Source organism: Pseudomonas khavaziana, from assembly GCF_036704165.1.
Taxonomy (GTDB): Bacteria; Pseudomonadota; Gammaproteobacteria; order Pseudomonadales; family Pseudomonadaceae; genus Aquipseudomonas; species Aquipseudomonas khavaziana.
Genome location: NZ_CP129946.1, coordinates 4,948,728 through 4,967,500 on the forward strand (window position 1 = coordinate 4,948,728; position 18,773 = coordinate 4,967,500).

At 58.1% G+C, this 18,773-nt stretch carries 17 protein-coding genes and 2 rRNA genes (1 of these 19 only partly in view); 6 read left to right on the forward strand and 13 right to left on the reverse strand.

What is annotated here, in order from left to right:
• Positions 1-17: 17 nt before the first annotated feature.
• Entirely contained in the window at positions 18-317 is a 300-nt protein-coding gene (locus QYQ93_RS22060) for a hypothetical protein (protein ID WP_338475475.1), read from the reverse strand.
• A 139-nt stretch (positions 318-456) separates the two neighbouring features.
• Between QYQ93_RS22060 and QYQ93_RS22065 the strand changes: the two genes are divergently transcribed.
• On the forward strand, positions 457-1,173 hold the full coding sequence (locus QYQ93_RS22065; protein ID WP_043050104.1) for a 4'-phosphopantetheinyl transferase family protein: 717 nt from the start codon (positions 457-459) through the stop codon (positions 1,171-1,173).
• A gap of 104 nt (positions 1,174-1,277) precedes the next feature.
• Here QYQ93_RS22065 and QYQ93_RS22070 read toward each other — a convergent pair whose 3' ends face one another.
• Together QYQ93_RS22070 and QYQ93_RS22075 are read right to left on the reverse strand one after the other, a co-directional pair.
• Positions 1,278-2,888 carry an ATP-binding protein gene (locus tag QYQ93_RS22070; RefSeq protein ID WP_217883751.1) on the reverse strand — a complete coding sequence of 537 codons (1,611 nt, stop codon included), beginning with the start codon at positions 2,886-2,888 and terminating at the stop codon, positions 1,278-1,280.
• Complete coding sequence (locus QYQ93_RS22075; protein ID WP_338475476.1) at positions 2,885-3,610, reverse strand: response regulator; 726 nt, start codon at positions 3,608-3,610, stop codon at positions 2,885-2,887. Before QYQ93_RS22075 ends, QYQ93_RS22070 begins: the two co-directional genes overlap by 4 nt.
• 654 nt (positions 3,611-4,264) lie before the next feature.
• Between QYQ93_RS22075 and QYQ93_RS22080 the strand changes: the two genes are divergently transcribed.
• Entirely contained in the window at positions 4,265-7,159 is a 2,895-nt protein-coding gene (locus tag QYQ93_RS22080) for a ribonucleoside-diphosphate reductase subunit alpha (RefSeq protein WP_043050107.1), read from the forward strand.
• A 93-nt stretch (positions 7,160-7,252) separates the two neighbouring features.
• Here the strand turns inward: QYQ93_RS22080 and QYQ93_RS22085 are convergent, their stop codons facing one another.
• The 7 genes from QYQ93_RS22085 to QYQ93_RS22115 form a co-directional block, all read right to left on the reverse strand.
• The gene (locus tag QYQ93_RS22085) at positions 7,253-8,356 is read right to left on the reverse strand and encodes a hypothetical protein (RefSeq protein WP_338475477.1); all 1,104 of its coding nucleotides are present in this window, start codon (positions 8,354-8,356) and stop codon (positions 7,253-7,255) included.
• Positions 8,357-8,532: 176 nt separating this feature from the next.
• On the reverse strand, positions 8,533-9,849 hold the full coding sequence (flgE, locus tag QYQ93_RS22090; protein ID WP_043050109.1) for a flagellar hook protein FlgE: 1,317 nt from the start codon (positions 9,847-9,849) through the stop codon (positions 8,533-8,535).
• A gap of 31 nt (positions 9,850-9,880) precedes the next feature.
• The gene (gene flgD, locus QYQ93_RS22095; protein WP_043050110.1) at positions 9,881-10,600 is read right to left on the reverse strand and encodes a flagellar hook assembly protein FlgD; all 720 of its coding nucleotides are present in this window, start codon (positions 10,598-10,600) and stop codon (positions 9,881-9,883) included.
• A 16-nt stretch (positions 10,601-10,616) separates the two neighbouring features.
• Positions 10,617-11,060 carry a flagellar basal body rod protein FlgC gene (flgC, locus tag QYQ93_RS22100; protein ID WP_043050111.1) on the reverse strand — a complete coding sequence of 148 codons (444 nt, stop codon included), beginning with the start codon at positions 11,058-11,060 and terminating at the stop codon, positions 10,617-10,619.
• Between the two features lie 3 nt (positions 11,061-11,063).
• Positions 11,064-11,471, reverse strand: a complete 408-nt coding sequence (flgB, locus tag QYQ93_RS22105) for a flagellar basal body rod protein FlgB (RefSeq protein ID WP_043050112.1) — start codon at positions 11,469-11,471, stop codon at positions 11,064-11,066.
• A gap of 302 nt (positions 11,472-11,773) precedes the next feature.
• Positions 11,774-12,601 carry a protein-glutamate O-methyltransferase CheR gene (cheR, locus tag QYQ93_RS22110; protein ID WP_005790588.1) on the reverse strand — a complete coding sequence of 276 codons (828 nt, stop codon included), beginning with the start codon at positions 12,599-12,601 and terminating at the stop codon, positions 11,774-11,776.
• 43 nt (positions 12,602-12,644) lie between these two features.
• A complete protein-coding gene (locus QYQ93_RS22115; protein WP_043050113.1) occupies positions 12,645-13,577 on the reverse strand; it encodes a chemotaxis protein CheV in 933 nt (310 codons plus the stop codon).
• Positions 13,578-13,650: 73 nt separating this feature from the next.
• On the opposite strand from QYQ93_RS22115, the gene flgA reads away from it, so the two are divergent.
• The 4 genes from flgA to QYQ93_RS22135 all read left to right on the forward strand — a co-directional run bounded on the left by flgA (position 13,651) and on the right by QYQ93_RS22135 (position 16,247).
• Positions 13,651-14,415, forward strand: coding sequence for a flagellar basal body P-ring formation chaperone FlgA (gene flgA, locus QYQ93_RS22120; RefSeq protein ID WP_338475478.1), 765 nt, complete (start codon positions 13,651-13,653; stop codon positions 14,413-14,415).
• Positions 14,416-14,558: 143 nt separating this feature from the next.
• On the forward strand, positions 14,559-14,882 hold the full coding sequence (gene flgM, locus QYQ93_RS22125; protein ID WP_043050120.1) for a flagellar biosynthesis anti-sigma factor FlgM: 324 nt from the start codon (positions 14,559-14,561) through the stop codon (positions 14,880-14,882).
• Positions 14,883-14,930: 48 nt separating this feature from the next.
• Positions 14,931-15,401, forward strand: a complete 471-nt coding sequence (locus tag QYQ93_RS22130; protein WP_043050115.1) for a flagella synthesis protein FlgN — start codon at positions 14,931-14,933, stop codon at positions 15,399-15,401.
• 96 nt (positions 15,402-15,497) lie between these two features.
• A complete protein-coding gene (locus QYQ93_RS22135; protein ID WP_043050116.1) occupies positions 15,498-16,247 on the forward strand; it encodes a flagellar brake protein in 750 nt (249 codons plus the stop codon).
• Between the two features lie 57 nt (positions 16,248-16,304).
• On the opposite strand, the gene QYQ93_RS22140 is transcribed toward QYQ93_RS22135, so the two are convergent.
• From QYQ93_RS22140 to QYQ93_RS22150, 3 genes are all read right to left on the reverse strand, one after another.
• Entirely contained in the window at positions 16,305-17,693 is a 1,389-nt protein-coding gene (locus QYQ93_RS22140) for an MFS transporter (RefSeq protein WP_338475479.1), read from the reverse strand.
• 348 nt (positions 17,694-18,041) lie between these two features.
• Positions 18,042-18,157: ribosomal RNA gene (gene rrf, locus QYQ93_RS22145) — 5S ribosomal RNA — on the reverse strand.
• A 157-nt stretch (positions 18,158-18,314) separates the two neighbouring features.
• Positions 18,315-18,773: ribosomal RNA gene (locus QYQ93_RS22150) — 23S ribosomal RNA — on the reverse strand (it continues 2,433 nt past the right edge of the window).

Below are 18,773 nucleotides of genomic sequence, written 5' to 3' on the forward strand. Positions count from 1 at the left end.
AAGGCAATTCAACTATCCTATCGAGGGATATCATAGCGGCCCTGCACGTCTTGCGGGCGCAGTTTAATGCCATTGTAATGGCCCGTCAGGTGCGGGTAGCCGCTGCGATAGTCAGGTTGCGCGGCGGTAGCGCCCAAGGCCCGGCCCCACGGCGCGGTCTGGGTGCCGGCGTCCTCGAAGCTGACACGATGGATCGGGCTGCCGGATTTCTTGGTTTTCTCGCTGCCAAATCCCCTGAAGTCGCCATCCGAGGCTTGCACGCCGGCGGTGGCGCCGAGCATGGTCAACGCCAACATCAGCTTCTTGATCGCAGTCATGGTAGTCACCTCATACGCGTTTAGGCTGTGAGGTCCAGACTACGCAAGCGCCCCTGAACTCCCCCTGAACAGGCTCTGAACCACAACTGAACCGCTGCCGGGCTATCCACTGGCGCGCCAACTCGGCAAAATACTGCGCATGACGCCCCTACCCGCTTGCTGTACCCCACTCGATGCCCGTTGGCCGCTGCCTGTCCCCTTGCCGGGTACGGTGTTTTTGAGCACGCGATTCGACCCGGCCTTATTGAACCCCTTGGATTTCCAGCGCAGCGCCGTGCCGCCGCCGGCGAGCATCCAGCGCTCGGTGGCCAAGCGGCAAGCGGAGTTTCTCGCCGGCCGCCTGTGCGCCCGCGAAGCGCTACAGCGACTCGATAACCTCAACTGCATCCCGGCGATCGGTGAAGACCGCGCACCAATCTGGCCTGGGCATATCAGTGGCTCCATCACCCACAGCACCGGGCACGCGGCGGCCATTGTCGGCCACAAGACGCAGTGGCGCGGGCTGGGAATGGACCTGGAGAACCTGCTGGCCCTGGAACGCGCGGAACGCCTGGCCGGGGAAATTCTGACCGCGGATGAATTGCAGCGCATGGCCGCACTACCCCGTCAGCAGCACGGGCTGCTGGTGACGTTGACGTTTTCGGTCAAGGAGAGTCTGTTCAAGGCGCTCTATCCGATCGTGCGCAAGCGCTTTTATTTCGAGCATGCCGAGGTGTTGGAGTGGTCAGCGGCCGGGAAGGTGCGGTTGCGGTTGCTGACCGATCTTTCGGAAGAATGGAAGCATGGCAAAGAGCTGGAAGGACAGTTTGTGGTGGAGGGAGAGCAGTTGTTGAGCCTGGTGGCTATCGCAATGTAGGAGCGAGCTTGCTCGCGAAAAACGTCAACGATAACGCGTGCTTCCTGAATAAACGCGGCGCCTGTGAGTTTTTCGCGAGCAAGCTCGCTCCTACAGTCAGGACGTCAGGGTTTCTCTTGATCCCGGGGCCAACTCAAGCTGAAACACGCCCCGCCCAGGTTGTTACTCTTGCTGATCAACGCCCGCCCGCCATGCCAGTAGATGATCCGCCGCACAATCGACAAGCCCAGGCCGTGGCCGCCAGACGCGCGGGTGCGGCTGTCGTCCAGGCGCAGGAACGGCGTAAAGATCCGCTCCCAGGCGCTTTCGGGCACGCCGGGGCCATCGTCCTCCACATCAATGCGGCAACGCACCTGGCCCACCTGGTAACTGATCAGCACGTGCCCCTTGGCGTGGCGCATGGCGTTACTCACCAGGTTCTGCAGGGCACGGTGCAGGTAACGCGGTTCGGCGTCGACCCAGGCGTCATCCCAATGCGTCGATGACAGGCAAATACCGCGGGTAACGACGACCTGCGGGCGCAGTGGCGACAATTCGCCGATCACCTGGTCGAGCAAGGCATTCAGGTCCACCCGCTGGAAATTCAGCTCCGGCGCCCCCTGCTCCAGGCGCGCATAGGTGAGCATCTCGTCCACCAGGCCATCGAGGTCCTGGATATCGCCATCCATGCCTTCCAGGTATTTGCGCCGGGCTTCGGGGGTGGCGGCATCGCCAATCATCTCCAGGCCAAAACGCAGGCGCGCCACCGGTGTGCGTAACTCATGGGACACCGCACGTACAAGCTCGCGCTGAATCGCCAGCAATTGCTGCAAATGCTCGGCCATGCCATTGAATGCGGCCGCCAGGCGCCCGACCGAATCAGCCCCACGGGCCGGCACGCGGACCTCCAGGTTGCCCTTGGCGATGCGTGTAGCTGCCGCCTCCAGTCCTTTGAGTCGGCGCTCAAGCTGGCGCACCAGCAAATAGACGATCAAGCCGATCAGAGTCAGGCCGATCAAGGTGATCAGAATCAGCCATTGCGCCGGATAAGGGTTCATTTGATACAGCGGGCCGATCTCCAGCACCCATGGCGTGCCGACCATGCCGGCAAACACGCGGATCGAATCGCCGCCCTTGCCCAGAGCCATCACCGTATCGCCTTCCGCTACGCGCCGGCGCTGGTCGTCGTCCATGTCGGCCTGGTCGAGGGCCACCAAGTGCATTTCAAAACCAAAGCCCTTGGCCTCCTTTATATCGGCCAGGCGCTGCGGCTGCTCGGCGACTGGAAAGCGCACCAGTTCGTCGGCCAGCAGGTAGATGGTCGCACGGGCCAATTGCTCGCTGATCTGCTGCACTTCGCCGGTGAGCACCAACTGCTCCTGTTCGCTGACCAGTCGCAGCACTCGCGCCGCATGGGGGCCGGTCTGTTCCACCAGGACCTGGCCACGTTGCAGGCGGTTGCGCTGGCCCAAGTCCAGTTGCGCCTGGGTGAACGTGCGCAGTTCCAGCGGAATGCCCAGCAAGCGCTCCCACACCGCCAAGGCGCGCAGCCGCTCAATGGCACTCATGGGTTGCAGGTTATCGCCCATCAACGCAAAGGTGCCGTGGGCCAGGCGCTCGCGGTACTGGCCGCTGCGCACATCGTTGAGCAGGTGCAACGCCAGGGCACCGAGCAGCGCCACCAGGATCAGCGCCGCGCACATGCCGCCGTAGATGCGCAGGAAGATCGAATTCACAGCGGCATATCGGCGGCGGCTTCGGGGACGAACAGGTAGCCTTTGCTGCGGATCGTCTTGATCAGACGCGGGTGAATCGGATCGTCGCCGATCTTCGGCCGAATGCGCGAGATGCGCACATCAATGGAGCGATCCTGGCCGTCGTAGCCGATGCCGCGCAGGGCGATAAAGATTTCCTCGCGGGACAGGATGCGCCCGGCGTTCGCCACCAGCAGCCATAACAGGTCGAACTCGGCGCTGGTCAGTTCAATACCGCCATCGTGCAGCCAGGCCTCGCGCAGGGCGTTGTCCACCACCAAGGGGCCGAATTGCAGGCGGCGCTGGTTTTCCACTGCCGCCGGTAGCGCCGGCTCGCTGCGGCGCAGCAGTGCCTGGATACGCGCCAGCAACAAACGCGGGCGCACGGGTTTGCACACGTAGTCGTCTGCGCCCATGTCCAGGCCCAGTATCTGGTCCGTATCGTCGGTGCGCGCAGTGAGCATCAGGATGACGCCGTCATAGCGCTCGCGTACCTTGCGGCAGATGCTCAGGCCATCTTCGCCGGGCAGCATCAGGTCGAGGATCACCAGGTCGGGTTGTTCGGCGATGATCCGCGCCGCAGCCTGCGCACCGTCGCTTTCCACCGACACGCGCAGGCCGTTGCTTTCCAGGTATTCGCGAGTCAACTCGGCGAGTCGCTCGTCGTCTTCGACGATCAATATCTGCCAGGCTTCTTGCTCCATGCGCTACCTCGGTTCTTTATTATTGTAGGAGCGAGCTTGCTCGCGAAGAACGCAAGGGCACCGCGCTTATCCAAGTATGCTGCATTATCGTTGACGGTTTTCGCGAGCAAGCTCGCTCCTACAGTTGTCATGTGGAGCAAGCATGCTATCGCCCTGATCAAGGCCGATTGTAGCCATGGCTCGCCCCTTAAAAACAAGCCTGGAAATCCATTCGGAGATCGCGTTTGTTTGTGATAGGGTTCGCGCCCTTCGAAAATGGGCAGGCTGTTTCACGCCCGAAATATTTAATGACAAACGGCGTAATCCAGCAGCAATGCGGCCTACACGCCTATTCGACCTTTCTTACACATTTTACTCACAGCGTTATCCACAGGTTACTCCGTTGCTAACCCCTCGAAAACGCATTATCTTGTACCTCGGCGCTTATGAAGACCCTACATGTAGGGTTTTCGACATCAGCGCCCAACCACACAAGTGGCTCGAAACTCAAGCGTTTTATTGCTAGCGCAGCGTTGAACCAACAGATTTTTCAGTAGACCAAACCGCTCACGCGGATGGCAGCTGTTCTCCATCCCCGACATGGAAAACGGTACGGGTGTTGCAGGAAAAAGCCTGGCACTCGCAATCAAATATAGAACGTGGAGACAACCCCCCATGCAAACCGACACAACTCGCGAGAACCCGCAGGGCTCCGTGCCGCAGGCCGCTGATTCGAACCTGGATCTGTCCGCCACTGCACCTGGCCAACTGCGCGTGATCAAGCGTAACGGCACTGTCGTTCCTTATACCGATGACAAGATCACCGTCGCCATCACCAAAGCGTTTCTTGCAGTTGAAGGCGGCACCGCTGCTGCCTCGTCGCGCATCCACGACACGGTTGCCCGCCTGACCGAACAGGTCACCGCAACCTTCAAGCGTCGCATGCCATCGGGCGGCACTATCCACATCGAAGAAATCCAGGACCAGGTCGAACTGGCCCTGATGCGTGCCGGCGAGCAGAAAGTCGCACGCGACTACGTGATCTACCGTGATTCGCGCGCCAAGGAACGTGCCGTGCGTTCCCCGGCCGAAGAAGCTGCCGTACAAGCGCACCCGTCGATCCGCATCACCCTGGCCGACGGCAGCTTTGCGCCGCTGGACCTGGGCCGCCTGAACACCATCATCACCGAAGCCTGCGAAGGCCTGGAAGAAGTCGATGGTGACCTGATCCAGCGCGAAACCCTGAAGAACCTGTACGACGGCGTGGCCCTGACCGACGTCAACACCGCCCTGGTGATGACCGCCCGTACCCTGGTTGAACGCGAGCCGAACTACTCGTTCGTGACCGCGCGCCTGCTGATGGACACCCTGCGTGCCGAAGGCCTGGGCTTCCTGGGCGTGGCCGACAGCGCCACCCACCACGAGATGGCTGACCTGTACGCCAAGGCCCTGCCAGCCTACATCGCCAAGGGTATCGAGTTCGAATTGCTCAACCCGGTGCTGGCCACCTTCGACCTGGAAAAACTTGGCAAGGCGATCAACCACGAACGTGACCAGCAGTTCACCTACCTGGGCCTGCAAACCCTTTACGACCGTTACTTCATCCACAAGGACGGTATCCGCTTCGAACTGCCGCAAGTGTTCTTCATGCGCGTGGCCATGGGCCTGGCGATTGAAGAGAAGCAGAAAGAAGATCGCGCCATCGAGTTCTACAACCTGCTGTCGTCCTTCGACTACATGTCGTCGACCCCGACCCTGTTCAACGCCGGCACCCTGCGTCCGCAGTTGTCGAGCTGCTACCTGACCACCGTGCCGGATGACCTGTCGGGCATCTACCACGCGATCCACGACAACGCCATGCTGTCCAAATTCGCCGGCGGCCTGGGCAACGACTGGACACCGGTGCGCGCACTGGGTTCGTACATCAAGGGCACCAACGGCAAGTCCCAGGGCGTCGTCCCCTTCCTGAAAGTGGTGAACGATACCGCCGTCGCCGTGAACCAGGGTGGCAAGCGCAAAGGCGCTGTGTGTGCCTACCTGGAAACCTGGCACATGGACATTGAAGAGTTCATCGAGCTGCGCAAGAACACCGGTGATGACCGTCGTCGTACCCACGACATGAACACCGCCAACTGGATCCCTGACCTGTTCATGAAGCGTGTCTTCGATGACGGCAAGTGGACCCTGTTCTCGCCATCCGAAGTCCCGGACCTGCACGACCTGACCGGCAAGGCCTTCGAGGAGCGCTACGAGTACTACGAAGCCCTCACCGAGTACCCAGGCAAGGTCAAGCTGTTCAAGACCATCCAGGCCAAAGACCTGTGGCGCAAAATGCTGTCCATGCTGTTTGAAACCGGCCACCCATGGCTGACTTTCAAAGACCCATGCAACCTGCGCAGCCCGCAGCAGCACGTGGGCGTGGTCCACAGCTCGAACCTGTGCACCGAGATCACCTTGAACACCAACAAGGACGAGATCGCCGTTTGCAACCTGGGCTCGATCAACCTGCCGAACCACATCGTCAACGGCCAGCTGGACACCGCCAAGCTGCAACGCACCGTCAACACCGCAGTACGCATGCTCGATAACGTCATCGACATCAACTACTACTCGGTGCCACAGGCGCAGAACTCCAACTTCAAGCATCGTCCAGTGGGACTGGGCATCATGGGCTTCCAGGACGCGCTGTACCTGCAGCACATTCCTTACGGTTCGGATGCTGCGGTCGAGTTCGCCGACAAGTCCATGGAGGCGGTCAGCTACTACGCAATCCAGGCTTCCTGCGACCTGGCCGACGAACGCGGCGCCTACGAGACGTTCCAGGGCTCGCTGTGGTCCAAGGGCATCCTGCCGCTGGATTCGCAACAGATCCTGATCGAACAGCGTGGCCAGAAGTACATCGATGTCGACCTGAACGAAACCCTGGACTGGGCACCGGTACGTGCCCGTGTACAGAAAGGTATTCGTAACTCCAACATCATGGCCATCGCACCGACCGCTACCATCGCCAACATCACCGGCGTGTCGCAGTCGATCGAACCGACCTACCAGAACCTGTATGTGAAATCGAACCTGTCGGGCGAATTCACCGTGATCAACCCGTACCTGGTCCGTGACCTGAAAGCCCGCGGCCTGTGGGACTCGGTGATGATCAACGACCTGAAGTACTACGACGGTTCGGTGCAGCAGATCGAGCGCATCCCGCAAGAGCTCAAGGAGCTCTACGCGACCGCGTTCGAAGTGGACACCAAGTGGATCGTTGACGCCGCCAGTCGTCGCCAGAAGTGGATCGACCAGGCCCAATCGCTGAACCTCTACATCGCCGGCGCTTCGGGCAAGAAGCTGGACGTGACCTACCGCATGGCTTGGTACCGTGGCCTGAAAACCACTTACTACCTCCGTGCCCTGGCCGCAACCAGCACCGAGAAGTCGACCATCAACACCGGTAAGCTCAATGCTGTTTCCAGCGGCAACCACGGTGATGATTCGGTACTCGCTGCCCCCGCCGGCCCGGCACCAGTGCCAAAGGCCTGCGCAATTGACGAGCCGGATTGCGAAGCTTGCCAATAAGCTGAACCGATCCAGGGCTTGAACGCCCTGGATTTAAAAAGCCCGATGGACCCCGACTGCACAGGGTTTATCGGGCTTTTTTGTTTATCACGCCTAGAGGAACGCGTACGCAATACCCTGCTTCGGCGCGCCACCTCGCCGCCCCCATAGCTCAACTTGACCGTCGATGACCACCATTGAATGGCGATTATAGGCCACGACGCCCAGCTTGCCGCTCGCCAGTTCGCTACTCGAGGACTTCCTATAGAGCCCTTTCAAACCAAGGCGATCCAATGCTTCGCCGGGCATTTCGCCGTTGTTCAGACTTTGCATGGCATGGGCAAAGCTCTTCTTCGATTCATTGGGGTTGTCGTCCAGTCCATTGCCTTCCATTTGTGCACGCTTGGCACTCGCGGCGAACATGAAATTGGCATCGGTCAACATACTCGGATTATCGCCCTTGAACTGCGCATACCTGGCTGCCTGCCGTAATTCATCTTTGGTAAAGTTAACCTCTTTGCCATCGCGCATTTTCACGTAATAGCCATTGCTCGTCTCTTTGACCTCTGCGAAGACATCAGTGGGCTTCTGTCCAAACTTCATCATTGCCCCCTTAATCGCTGAAACGGTGACGCAATTGCCGTCCGGCCCCTGGCTGAATCCACTCCAGATATTGTCTGGTTTTTTCCCTGGGTTACTTTCATCGGGCTTGTAGTTGAAGTGCTTGGAGCCTTCGGTAATCGGCAGATTACTCATGGGCTCGCTGGGGCCGAAATCGTTGGGGCTCGGCCAATTGCCACCACCCCCACCACCTCCGCCTCCACCTGGCGATGGGCGAGGAGAAGGCGGTGAAGGTGACGGTGATGCATCATCCATCTCTGGGAACCACAACCTCATCAAGCGCCGCAGAAAATCCAACCAGGAGACGTCAGCCGTCTCCATCAGCGCCTTGATGATCTCCTTGATTTTTTCGTCACCGAGCTCTTCGCGCTTTTCGTTCAGCTTGTCGCGAAGGTCTTGAGCGGTCTGGCTCTTGGAGTCTTTTTCGGCATCCATCAACTCACTGAGCAGTTGCCTGACGGACTCAGCGTCGGTGTCTTTGTTTTTTCCGGGTTCATCCGGCTGATTTTTGCGTCCGTATAAGCCCGCACTATAGTTATTCAGGACAAACCAATGACTTCCTGGTGGTGCGCCTTCCCACTGCTTGTAAATCGCCATGCATGTCTCCCACTGGTCCATGGGCGGCATGCGCCCGTGACTCGTCCGTGGCGCAACGGGCGTTGGACGTTCCAGCAGCAAAGCGAGATGAAACATGCGGTAAACAAGTAACGCGCGCACAAAAAAAGCCCCTCTATCGAGGGGCTTTTTTTGTGCGCGCGTATTGAGCGACGGTATCAGGTCATCTGAATGATGGTCTGCATGATGGTGCTCTGCGTGGAGATGGTCTTGGCGTTCGCCTGGTAGTTGCTCTGGGCCTTGATCAAGTCCACCAGCTCGTTGGTCAGGTTAACGTTGGAGGCTTCCAGAGAGGAGCCCTTGATCGAACCCAGAGTGCCGGATTCCGGCGCGTCGTAGCCCGGCTGACCCGATGCGAAGGTCTCTTTCCAAGCCGTACCGCCAGCCGGCTGCAAGCCTTGCTCGTTGTTGAAGCTGGCCAGGGAGATCTGGCCGATGGCCTTGCTCTGCTGGTTGCTGAAGGTCGCGAACAATACACCGCTGCCGTCGATTTTCAGGCCGGTGATCTGGCCAGTGGCATAACCGTCAGTGATTGGCGGATTGCGGTAGCTGGCGGAGTTGTACTGAGTGACGTTGCCCATGTTGATAGCAATGCCGTCCTTGTTCGCTGTCGCATCGTTGGCCTTCCAGACTCCATCGGTGACTGTGCCAGGTACCCAATCCTTGATGGTCAAGGTGTTGCCGGCAACACCACCGGTCACGATGCTCTTGAGATTACCGGCACCATCGAAACTCAGAGTCGAGGGCACAGGCGCCTTCACGTCAGCACCGGTACCGGTAGGAGGCGAACCATCAGGGTTGCGGCCATCGATCAAGGTGTAGGACTGCCACTGGTTGGCGTCGGTTTTCACCACGTACTGCACCATCGGGTGAGCGTTACCCTGAGAGTCATACAATGTAGTGCTGTATTGAGTGGTGAATGTTTCGGACTTACTCGGATCAAACGGATTCTTGGTCTGGTCAATTACCGGCGACGAGGAGTTGAGGTTACTGGCAGAGTCCACCTTGGTGGACGCCTTCGGTGGCAGGTTCGCCAGGTTCAGTTGCAGGTCGACCAGGCCACCCTTGGAGATCTTGCCATTCTCGTCCGCAGCGTAACCCTGCAAACGCGAAGTACCGGTGTTGTTGGTAATGTAGCCGTCCTTGTCCGCACGGAAAGCACCGCTACGGGTGTATTCCAGCGATCCGTCGCTACCCTTCTGCACGAAGAAACCACCGCCCTGGATCGCCATGTCGAGGATGCCGCCACCGCCGTTGACGTCGCCCTGGGTGAACTGCTGGGACACCGCCGCCAGGTTCACACCGTTGCCGATAGTGTTCTGGCCGGTACCCAGCTTGGAGGCCGCGTAGATATCAGCGAATTCCGCACGGGATGACTTGAAGCCAGTGGTCGCGACGTTGGCGATGTTGTTGCCGGTCACGTCCAGTTGTTTGTTGGCCGCATAGAGGCCGCTAAGGCCGATGTTAAAAGACATGTTTCTCTCCCTCTGCCGTATCTAGCCGGCTCTATGTACCGATAGTCTGAATTTGCGACAGCTTGACGCTGCCCATGCCGCCTGCAAGGTTGAGCAGCATTTCGCCGCCGGTCTTGCTCAGGGTCACGCTGGTTACCGTGGCCGGCAGTGAGGTGGCCAGGGCCACCGCATCACCCTTGTCGTTCTTGGTGGAGGCATTGAAGGTGTAGGTGCCGGCTGGGGCGACCTCGCCCTTGTCGTTCTTGCCATCCCAGATAAAGCTCTGGCTGCCGGCACTCTGCGCGCCCATATCCACGGTGCGCACGACGTTGCCGTCCTTGTCGGTGATCTTGACGGAAACGTTGCCCACCGCCGATGGCACATCCACCGAACCGTTCATGCTCTTGCTGGTATCAACCATGGCTTTGTCGGTCTGGATAATGATCGACCGCCCCACTAGCGACGAAGCCTGCAACGCTTGCGAGGAGCTGAAGTTGCTGGAGATGTTATTCACCGAGTCGTTCAGGGTGTTGATGCCTTCCAGGCTGCTGAACTGGGCGAGTTGCGCCACGAACGCGCCGTTGTCCTGAGGCGACAGCGGGTTCTGGTTTTTCAGCTGGGTGACCAGCAACTGCAGGAATGCATCCTTGCCCAGCGACTGGTTACCAGTCGCGGCTTTGGAAACATTCGATACATTGTTCGAAGCATCCTTGACCTTGGAATTGAACAGGTCCTGGACTGCCGTATTGTTAGACGTATCAACGATGGCCATTATTTGGCGCCCCTTATCACTGACCCAGGGTCAGGACCTTCTGCATCATGGCTTTGGCGGTGTTCATCATTTCCGCGTTAGTCTGGAAAGAGCGGCTGGCGGAAATCATGTCGGCCATTTCCTCGACCACGTTGACGTTGGGGTAATAGACGTAACCCTTTTCGTTCGCGGCAGGATGGTTCGGCTCGTAACGGGCCTCAAGGTTGCTCTGGTCTTCGACCACACCCAGCACTTGCACACCAGAGCCAGCTGCGTCCTGGTCCTGGAACAACGAATCACTGCCGCCGCTCTGACCAGCCTGGAACATGGTGGCAAACACCGGGTGACGGGCGCGGTAAGTCTGGTCAATGCTCGAAGACACGGTCTCGGCGTTGGCGATGTTACTGGCGACGGTGTTCAAGCGCGTGGTTTGCGCGCTCATGCCACTGCCGGCAATATTGAAAACACTGGACAGGGACATGGCTTACTCTCCACGCAGGGCTGACATCAGCCCTTTGAATTTACTGTTGAGCAGGGTGAAGCTGGCCTGGAAGTTCACCGAGTTCTCGGCGTAATTCGATTGCTCCAGTTGGGCGTCGACGGTGTTCTGGTCGATCGACGGCTGCATCGGCGTGCGATACAGCAGCGACTCGTCAGCATTGCCCAGGCCCTGAGCTTCGATATGACGGCTGTTGGTCATGTTCAAGGCGAAGGTGCCGTTCTTGGTCTTGTCTTGCTGGGCGGCGAGCACGGCGGAGAAGTCCAGGTCCCGAGCCTTGTAATTCGGGGTATCGGCATTGGCAATGTTGTTGGCCAGGACTTCGGCACGCTGGGCGCGAAAGCCCAGGGCCTGTTCGTGGATACCGAGCGCTTTATCGAAGCTGATGCTCATGGCGGAGACCTTTAGGCTGACCTGCTGTTCGTTAGCAGGGTTATAGCAAGGTGCATGCCAATTTTGTGAAGCCCCGTATACAAGGGGTTTGCGGGGGAGATTGCCGGCGGCAATGCCAGAAAAGCGGCAAGTGATTTCCGCGTGGCGCCAGTAAAGCGGCAATGGGCATTGCCACTTTTAGTTATCTTGCCGCAAAAAAATGTGGGAGGGGGCTTGCTCCCGATGGCGGTGGTTCAGTTGATAAATCTATCACTGACACACCGCTATCGGGAGCAAGCCCCCTCCCACACTCTCACATTGACTTACTTGGCCTGGTAGATGATACCCGGGCTGCACTGCACCATCTGGTAGTGATCAGGCAGGCCGTTCAAGGCTTCGGAAGCGCCGAGAAACAGATACCCCCCACGCTTGAGCGTGCCGTGAATGCGTAACAGGATGTCTTTCTTCACTTCAGCCGAGAAATAGATCAGCACGTTACGGCAGAACACCATGTCGAACTTGCCCAGGCTCGCATAACTATCGAGCAGGTTGAACGAGCGGAACTCCACGCGATTCTTGATCGGTGCCTTGATCGCCCAGCGTCCCGCCCCTTTGGGGTCGAAGTAACGTTGCAGGCGCTCCTGGGACAGACCTCGACCCAGCGCCAGGCTGTCATACTCACCGGTCTTGCAGTTGGTAAGCATGGTGCCGGACAGGTCCGTGGCGACAATTTGCGCGCCGGCTTTCAACTGGCCCATATTGGTCCGTTCGAACTCGTCGATGGACATCGAGATCGAGTACGGTTCCTGCCCCGAAGAGCACGCCGCCGACCAGATACGCAAGCGCTGGCCCGGGCTGGCCTTGATGGCCTCCGGCAGCACCTTGTTCTTAAGCACTTCAAAGGGGTATGTATCGCGAAACCATAAGGTTTCGTTGGTAGTCATGGCATCGACCACCATTTCCTTGAGCCCGCTGCGCGGCTGGCCCTGGATCCGCTGGACCAACTCACCCAGGGATTTGATGCCCTGCTGTTCCATCAGTTTGTTGAGACGGCTGGATACCAGGTATTGCTTGTTTTCACCGAGCAATATGCCACAGGCTTTTTCCAGGAAGACCCGGAACTGTTCGAAATCCAAATTACCCGTAGACAATGGTACCGCCTCTTAAATCGTGTGACCGCCAGGGGAGAATCCCTTAGCTGTGATCTGCTGCCTTGATCCGGTCGACTACCCGGGATGCGAGGTCATCAGGACGGAATTTGGCCAGGAAGTCATCAGCACCGACCTTCTTGACCATTGCCTGATTGAATACCCCCGACAACGAAGTATGCAGGATGATATGCAGTTTTTGCATGCGTGGATCGTTGCGTATCTCGGCTGTAAGGGTGTAGCCGTCCATTTCCGGCATCTCGATGTCGGAAATCATCATCAAGAATTCTTCCTCTGGCTTCTTGCCTTCGTCCACCAGCTTGCGCAGGTAGTCCAGGGCCTGGCGACCATCATTGAGCGCTACTACGTCCACACCGACGGTTTGCAGGCAACGCGTAACCTGCTTGCGCGCCACCGAAGAATCGTCCACGGTCAGCACACGCAGAGACACGGCCTTATGCGCGGTCTCGGCATCCACCACACCGACCGAGATGGCTTCCGAGGTCGGCGCCACTTCGGCGAGAATTTTCTCCACGTCGATGATTTCCACCAACTGGTTATCGACCCGCGTCACCGCCGTCAGGTAGTGATCGCGTCCGGTGCCCTTGGGCGGCGGATGAATCTCTTCCCAGTTCATATTGACGATACGTTCCACCGAGCGCACCAGGAAACCCTGGGTCTTGGTGTTGTACTCGGTAATGATCACGAATGGGCTCTGGCGGTCTTGCAAACCCGAGGACCCCGTGGCCAATGCCAGGTCGAGAATCGGAATAGTCGCGCCACGGATGTTGGCCACGCCACACACGACCGGATTGGACTTGGGCATGATCGTCAACTTGGGGCATTGCAGCACTTCACGCACTTTGAATACGTTGATGCCATACAACTGCTTGCCGTCCAGGCGGAAAAGCAACAACTCCAGGCGATTCTGCCCTACCAGCTGTGTGCGCTGGTTTACTGAATCCATTACACCTGCCATGCCCAGACTCCCAAAACTAGGGGTACGAAGCGTACCCAACACTAAACGGCACGAGCTTTGCTATTTATTGATCATGGATATCAAAACGACAGTTTCCCGACGCTTCGGTCACCAACGCTATCGCAGATTACTCTGCGCCACGATGGCGTTGCTTGCCTTGGGACTCAATGCTACGACCCGTGCCGACAACGTTACCCTGCCTGATGTACTTATCGGCGTCACCCAAGGGTTTCTTGAGTTCACTGTAGAAGATTATCTGGCAACCACACAGACGCCGGGACGTTATGAAATCCAGGTCAATCAGTTGGACCCGCGTTTGCGCATGCCCATGTGCGACAGGGAATTGACAGCGACCCTGGAAAGTCCCGCCCAACCCATTGGCCGAGTCACGGTGAAAGTACGCTGTGAAGGTGCCTCGCCCTGGACGGTGTTCGTGCCTGCTCAAGTCAAGCTGTTCCGTGAGGTGGTTGTCGTTGCGCGACCTTTGAAACGCACCGGTATTATCAGCTTCGAGGATGTGGCCTTGCGTGAGCGAGACATCAGCCAGATTAATCAGGGTTACCTGACCTCACTGGACCAGGCTATCGGGCAAAGACTTACCCGACCAGTGGTTACAGACCAAGTCATCACCCTGGTTCATCTGGAACAGGCCGAGGTGATCCGTAAGGGTGACCAAGTGGTCATTTCCGCCAGCAGCGGCGGGTTGAACGTCAGGATGCCAGGTGAAGCGTTGTCCAACGGCGGCATGAGCGAACAGATCCGCGTCAAGAATCTCAACTCCAATCGCGTGATCAAGGCGCGGGTCACGGCACCCGGCCAGGTCGAAGTGGCTTTATAGATCACTGGAATCACACGCCAGCTTTTCCTACACTGTGTGTTGGATGTCGACCTGTACAGGTTTATTGTCAATCCGAGCCTAAAGTTTATCCGGGTATGGCCGAAAACATGGCAAGCGTCCAAATACCCAGAGGTTTTTTCAACATGGTCATTGATTTCAGTCGTTTGAATAACGCCCCGGCTTTGCCAGGCAATACGCGTACCGGCGGTGCCAAGGACAGCGTAGAAGCCAAGTCCCAGCCCCTGCCTGCCAAGGCAGAACAGGCCAGCGTCAGCCAGAGTGGGGAATCGGTACACCTGAGCAATGAGGCTCAACAGTTGCAGAAGGTCACTGACTCGCTGCGCGACCAGCCGGTTGTCAATAAAGCCCGCGTGGCCGAGTTGAAACAGGCCATCGCAGATGGCAGCTATAAAGTCGACAGCAACCGTGTAGCCAGCAAGCTGCTCAACTTCGAAGCCGAGCGCTAGGCAAAGGCCTGCGCAGGGCTTTTGGACGCTTAAAACCCAAGGCCAGCCATGCACCACGACGAACATTTGCTTCAACTGATCATTGATGATCTGGCGCCGACGCAGCAATTGCTCGAGCTGCTCAAAGAAGAGTCCCTGGCCTTGTACGGCCGGGATATGCCCTTGCTGGAAGAAATCCTGGCGCGCAAACAATCGCTGATTGTGTTGCTCGAACAGCACGGCAAGAAGCGCAGCGAGATTCTGATCAGCCTGGGTCTGCCGGCCGATCACGATGGCCTCGCGCAACTGGCCAGTCATTCTTCGGTCGGCGACCAGTTGCTGTCACAGAGCAAAGAACTCAACCAATTGCTCGCCCAGTGCCAGGAAGCCAACCAGCTCAACGGCCAGTCGATCCAGCTTCAGCAAGCCACGACCGCCAATCAGTTACGCATACTCCACGGCGGCGAACCTCCGGCCCTGTACAACGCCCAAGGCTCCACCTCACGCCTGGTCAAGCCTAGCACCCGCAGCCAAGCCTGACGCCGGTTTACAGCGCGGCCTATCCAAGGTGCGCTACATACTGGCAAAATGCCTGTTCTTGCGTGTAGTCGTATTTTGCCTGGAGATGGAAGAATCGTGTTCAACGCCCTTAATGCGGAAGATGCCCCGCAGCCCCCGAAGGTCCTTACCACGCCTCTGGAAATCGCCAGCACTTTGCGGATGCTCCAAGACAGCCATGATCCTTTGATCATCACCTTCCACGAGCGCAGCCAACGCTTCCAAAGCTACCTGGTGGACGTTTCCCGAGACAGCAAGACGCTGGTACTGGATGAAATGATTCCCCGTGACGGTGAACGCTACCTGGAGAATGGCGAACCCTTTCGTATCGAAGGTTTTCACGATGGCGTACGGGTTGCGTGGGAAAGCAACGGCACGCTGAGCCTCAGCGAAAAGGACGGCCACCGCATCTATAGCGGCAATATGCCCAACGAGGTGGTCTACCACCAGCGTCGCAATGCGTTTCGAGCCGCATTGAAATTGGCGCAATTGGTAAATATCGAGTTGGGTGGCGAGAAACTCAAGGCACCGGTCAATGGTAAGTTGCTGGATATCTCCGCCACCGGCTGCAAGCTTCGCTTCGAAGGTGACATCTCCGGACGCCTGCAGCTGGGCCAGGTCTACGACCGCTTTGTCGCTGCCCTGCCTTTCGGCAGCATGACTACCGCCGTAGAGCTGCGCTACCTGCACTTCGAAGACAAGATCAACATCACGTTCGCCGGCGTGCGCTTCCACAACATGAGTGGCCTGGTGCAACGCCAAGTGGAGCGCTTTGTGTATCAGCTGCAACGTGAGGCTCGGCGCTTCGACAAAGACGACGATTTTTAAGCTCTAACGCTGAGGCAAAAAAACGGGCAGATCTGGTGGGATCTGCCCGTTTTTCGTTCAGGGTCGCGCCCTGCTCAAGTCATGGGGGTGTTCGTCTGGGTCCAGGGGTTCTTGTGGCTCTTCGTCGGCAGGCTCTTCGTTAGCCGGCTCTTCAGGTGTGGGTTCAGGCTCTGGATCAGGAACACTGCCTTGCATCTGCTCCTGTACCACCTGCTCATCCACCCGGGGGTCCAGCGCAGCGACCAATGGCGAACTGGACATACTGTCGGGCATAGCCACGTGATGAAGCGGCGCGTCGTCGACCTGGTGCAGGTTGGTTACCGCCTTCGGTCGAATTCGCCACACCAGGACCAACGCACAAAGGCTGAAAAACGCATAGAGCATCTGGCTGCCGAAGAGCTTCATGACAATACCTGCCAACAGTGGCCCGACACTCGCACCTATGCCATAGGTCACCAGCAGCATGGCCGTCAGCGAAACCCGACGGTCACCTTCGACGTGGTCGTTGGAAAAGGCCACAGCCAAGGGGTACAGGCAGAACTGCACCAGCGAACAAAAGAAGCCCGTCACGAACAGCACTTCCAAGGGCACCTCGGTCATGATCGCCAGCGGCAACGCCGTTATCGCCAGACACAAGGCAAAGCAGCGAATCAGCAGTGCTCGGTCATAGCGGTCCGATAACCAGCCCAAAGGCCACTGCACGAGCAAACCAGCGAAAATGCAGCTACCCATGAACAGGCCGACCTGTTCAGTCGTCAGCCCCTGCTGGGACGCATAGAGCGGCGCCAAACCGTAGAACGAGCCCACGATCAATCCCGCACCCAATACTGTACTGAGCGACTGCGGCACGCGCTTGATAAAGAAGCGGGGTTCCATGGGCGCCGGGTGCAAGGGCGCAGGGTGAATACGTCGGGTCATGGCCACCGGCACCAGACACAGGGCAAAGCACAAGGCGACCAGCATCAACAGCTCGAGCCCAAGATGGGGATGCATGACCAGGATCAATTGGCCCAGCACCAGTCCGAGATAAGACGCAATCATATAGCCACTGAACACTACGCCGCGCTGCTTGGCATCCGCCTGCTCGTTCAGCCAACTTTCAATGACCATGTACTGGCACATCATACCCAGACCCACGATCATCCGAAGCACGATCCAGGCTGGCAGCCAATCGATCAGACCGTGGCCCAGCACCGCTGCTCCGACGATTCCGGCACAAGTGGCGTAGGCACGAATGTGCCCGACCCGGGCAATCAGGCGGTGCCCGATCTTGCCACCCAGAACCAAGCCAAAATAGTTGGCGGCCATCAGCGCACCGACCCACAGGCTGTCGACATTGTCTGCCGCCAGGCGCAAGGCCAGATAAGTACTGAGCAGCCCGGAGCCAATCAGCATCATCAAGGAGGCGAAATAAAGGGCTCGAAAAGATTTCCAGATCTGGCGCATCGGCGTTCCGAGCGGCTCCTTGCAGTGAGTGACAGGGCTATCGGCATGATAGTCCCGGGTGGTCGGGTCCGGACAGGCGGGATTGTCTGTTTCGGGGATTATTTTGCACAAGAGCTCAGACGCTGCACCGGTGTTTGTAGATACACCGTAGAGGTAAATGCATGACGCACCTGCTGTGAACCCTGAACCGCTGTAAGGTTCGACTGAACTTGGGCGGCATTGCAAAAAGCCTCGATAGCACAGCGCAGAGGGGAACCCATAGGGATATGGAGCAAACAAGGAACGGACACTTTCGAGCGCCCAAAACAAAACCCCAACTGCTTTCGCAATTGGGGTTTCGGAATTTAATCTTGACGATGACCTACTCTCACATGGGGAAACCCCACACTACCATCGGCGATGCATCGTTTCACTACTGAGTTCGGGATGGGATCAGGTGGTTCCAATGCTCTATGGTCGTCAAGAAATTCGGGTACTGAGTCGTGACCAGTTGGCCTCGCTTCAGCAAATTGGGTATGTGACAGCTGTCGGTGTTTTGTGAGCGTCGAACTTTCGGTTCATTGCGTCTTCACACACCGCAATCTGATGCTCGTTAGAGTAGTCAAATTGCTTGGGTGTTATATGGTCAAGCCTCACGGGCAATTAGTATTGGTTAGCTCAACGCCTCACAGCGCTTACACACCCAACCTATCAACGTCGTAGTCTTCGACGGCCCTTCAGGGGACTCAAGGTCCCAGTGAGATCTCATCTTGAGGCTAGTTTCCCGCTTAGATGCTTTCAGCGGTTATCTATTCCGAACATAGCTACCCGGCAATGCCACTGGCGTGACAACCGGAACACCAGAGGTTCGTCCACTCCGGTCCTCTCGTACTAGGAGCAGCCCCTCTCAAATCTCAAACGTCCACGGCAGATAGGGACCGAACTGTCTCACGACGTTCTAAACCCAGCTCGCGTACCACTTTAAATGGCGAACAGCCATACCCTTGGGACCGGCTTCAGCCCCAGGATGTGATGAGCCGACATCGAGGTGCCAAACACCGCCGTCGATATGAACTCTTGGGCGGTATCAGCCTGTTATCC

What these genes read in the sequence shown, in the direction of transcription:
- QYQ93_RS22075 (WP_338475476.1), bottom strand. Translation starts at nt 3,610, where the DNA reads ATGGAGCAAGAAGCCTGGCAGATATTGATCGTCGAAGACGACGAGCGA.
- flgD (WP_043050110.1), bottom strand. Translation starts at nt 10,600, where the DNA reads ATGGCCATCGTTGATACGTCTAACAATACGGCAGTCCAGGACCTGTTC.
- QYQ93_RS22065 (WP_043050104.1), top strand. Translation starts at nt 457, where the DNA reads ATGACGCCCCTACCCGCTTGCTGTACCCCACTCGATGCCCGTTGGCCG.
- QYQ93_RS22115 (WP_043050113.1), bottom strand. Translation starts at nt 13,577, where the DNA reads ATGGCAGGTGTAATGGATTCAGTAAACCAGCGCACACAGCTGGTAGGG.
- flgB (WP_043050112.1), bottom strand. Translation starts at nt 11,471, where the DNA reads ATGAGCATCAGCTTCGATAAAGCGCTCGGTATCCACGAACAGGCCCTG.
- flgM (WP_043050120.1), top strand. Translation starts at nt 14,559, where the DNA reads ATGGTCATTGATTTCAGTCGTTTGAATAACGCCCCGGCTTTGCCAGGC.
- QYQ93_RS22085 (WP_338475477.1), bottom strand. Translation starts at nt 8,356, where the DNA reads ATGGCGATTTACAAGCAGTGGGAAGGCGCACCACCAGGAAGTCATTGG.
- flgC (WP_043050111.1), bottom strand. Translation starts at nt 11,060, where the DNA reads ATGTCCCTGTCCAGTGTTTTCAATATTGCCGGCAGTGGCATGAGCGCG.
- QYQ93_RS22140 (WP_338475479.1), bottom strand. Translation starts at nt 17,693, where the DNA reads ATGCGCCAGATCTGGAAATCTTTTCGAGCCCTTTATTTCGCCTCCTTG.
- flgE (WP_043050109.1), bottom strand. Translation starts at nt 9,849, where the DNA reads ATGTCTTTTAACATCGGCCTTAGCGGCCTCTATGCGGCCAACAAACAA.
- flgA (WP_338475478.1), top strand. Translation starts at nt 13,651, where the DNA reads ATGGATATCAAAACGACAGTTTCCCGACGCTTCGGTCACCAACGCTAT.
- QYQ93_RS22060 (WP_338475475.1), bottom strand. Translation starts at nt 317, where the DNA reads ATGACTGCGATCAAGAAGCTGATGTTGGCGTTGACCATGCTCGGCGCC.
- QYQ93_RS22080 (WP_043050107.1), top strand. Translation starts at nt 4,265, where the DNA reads ATGCAAACCGACACAACTCGCGAGAACCCGCAGGGCTCCGTGCCGCAG.
- QYQ93_RS22130 (WP_043050115.1), top strand. Translation starts at nt 14,931, where the DNA reads ATGCACCACGACGAACATTTGCTTCAACTGATCATTGATGATCTGGCG.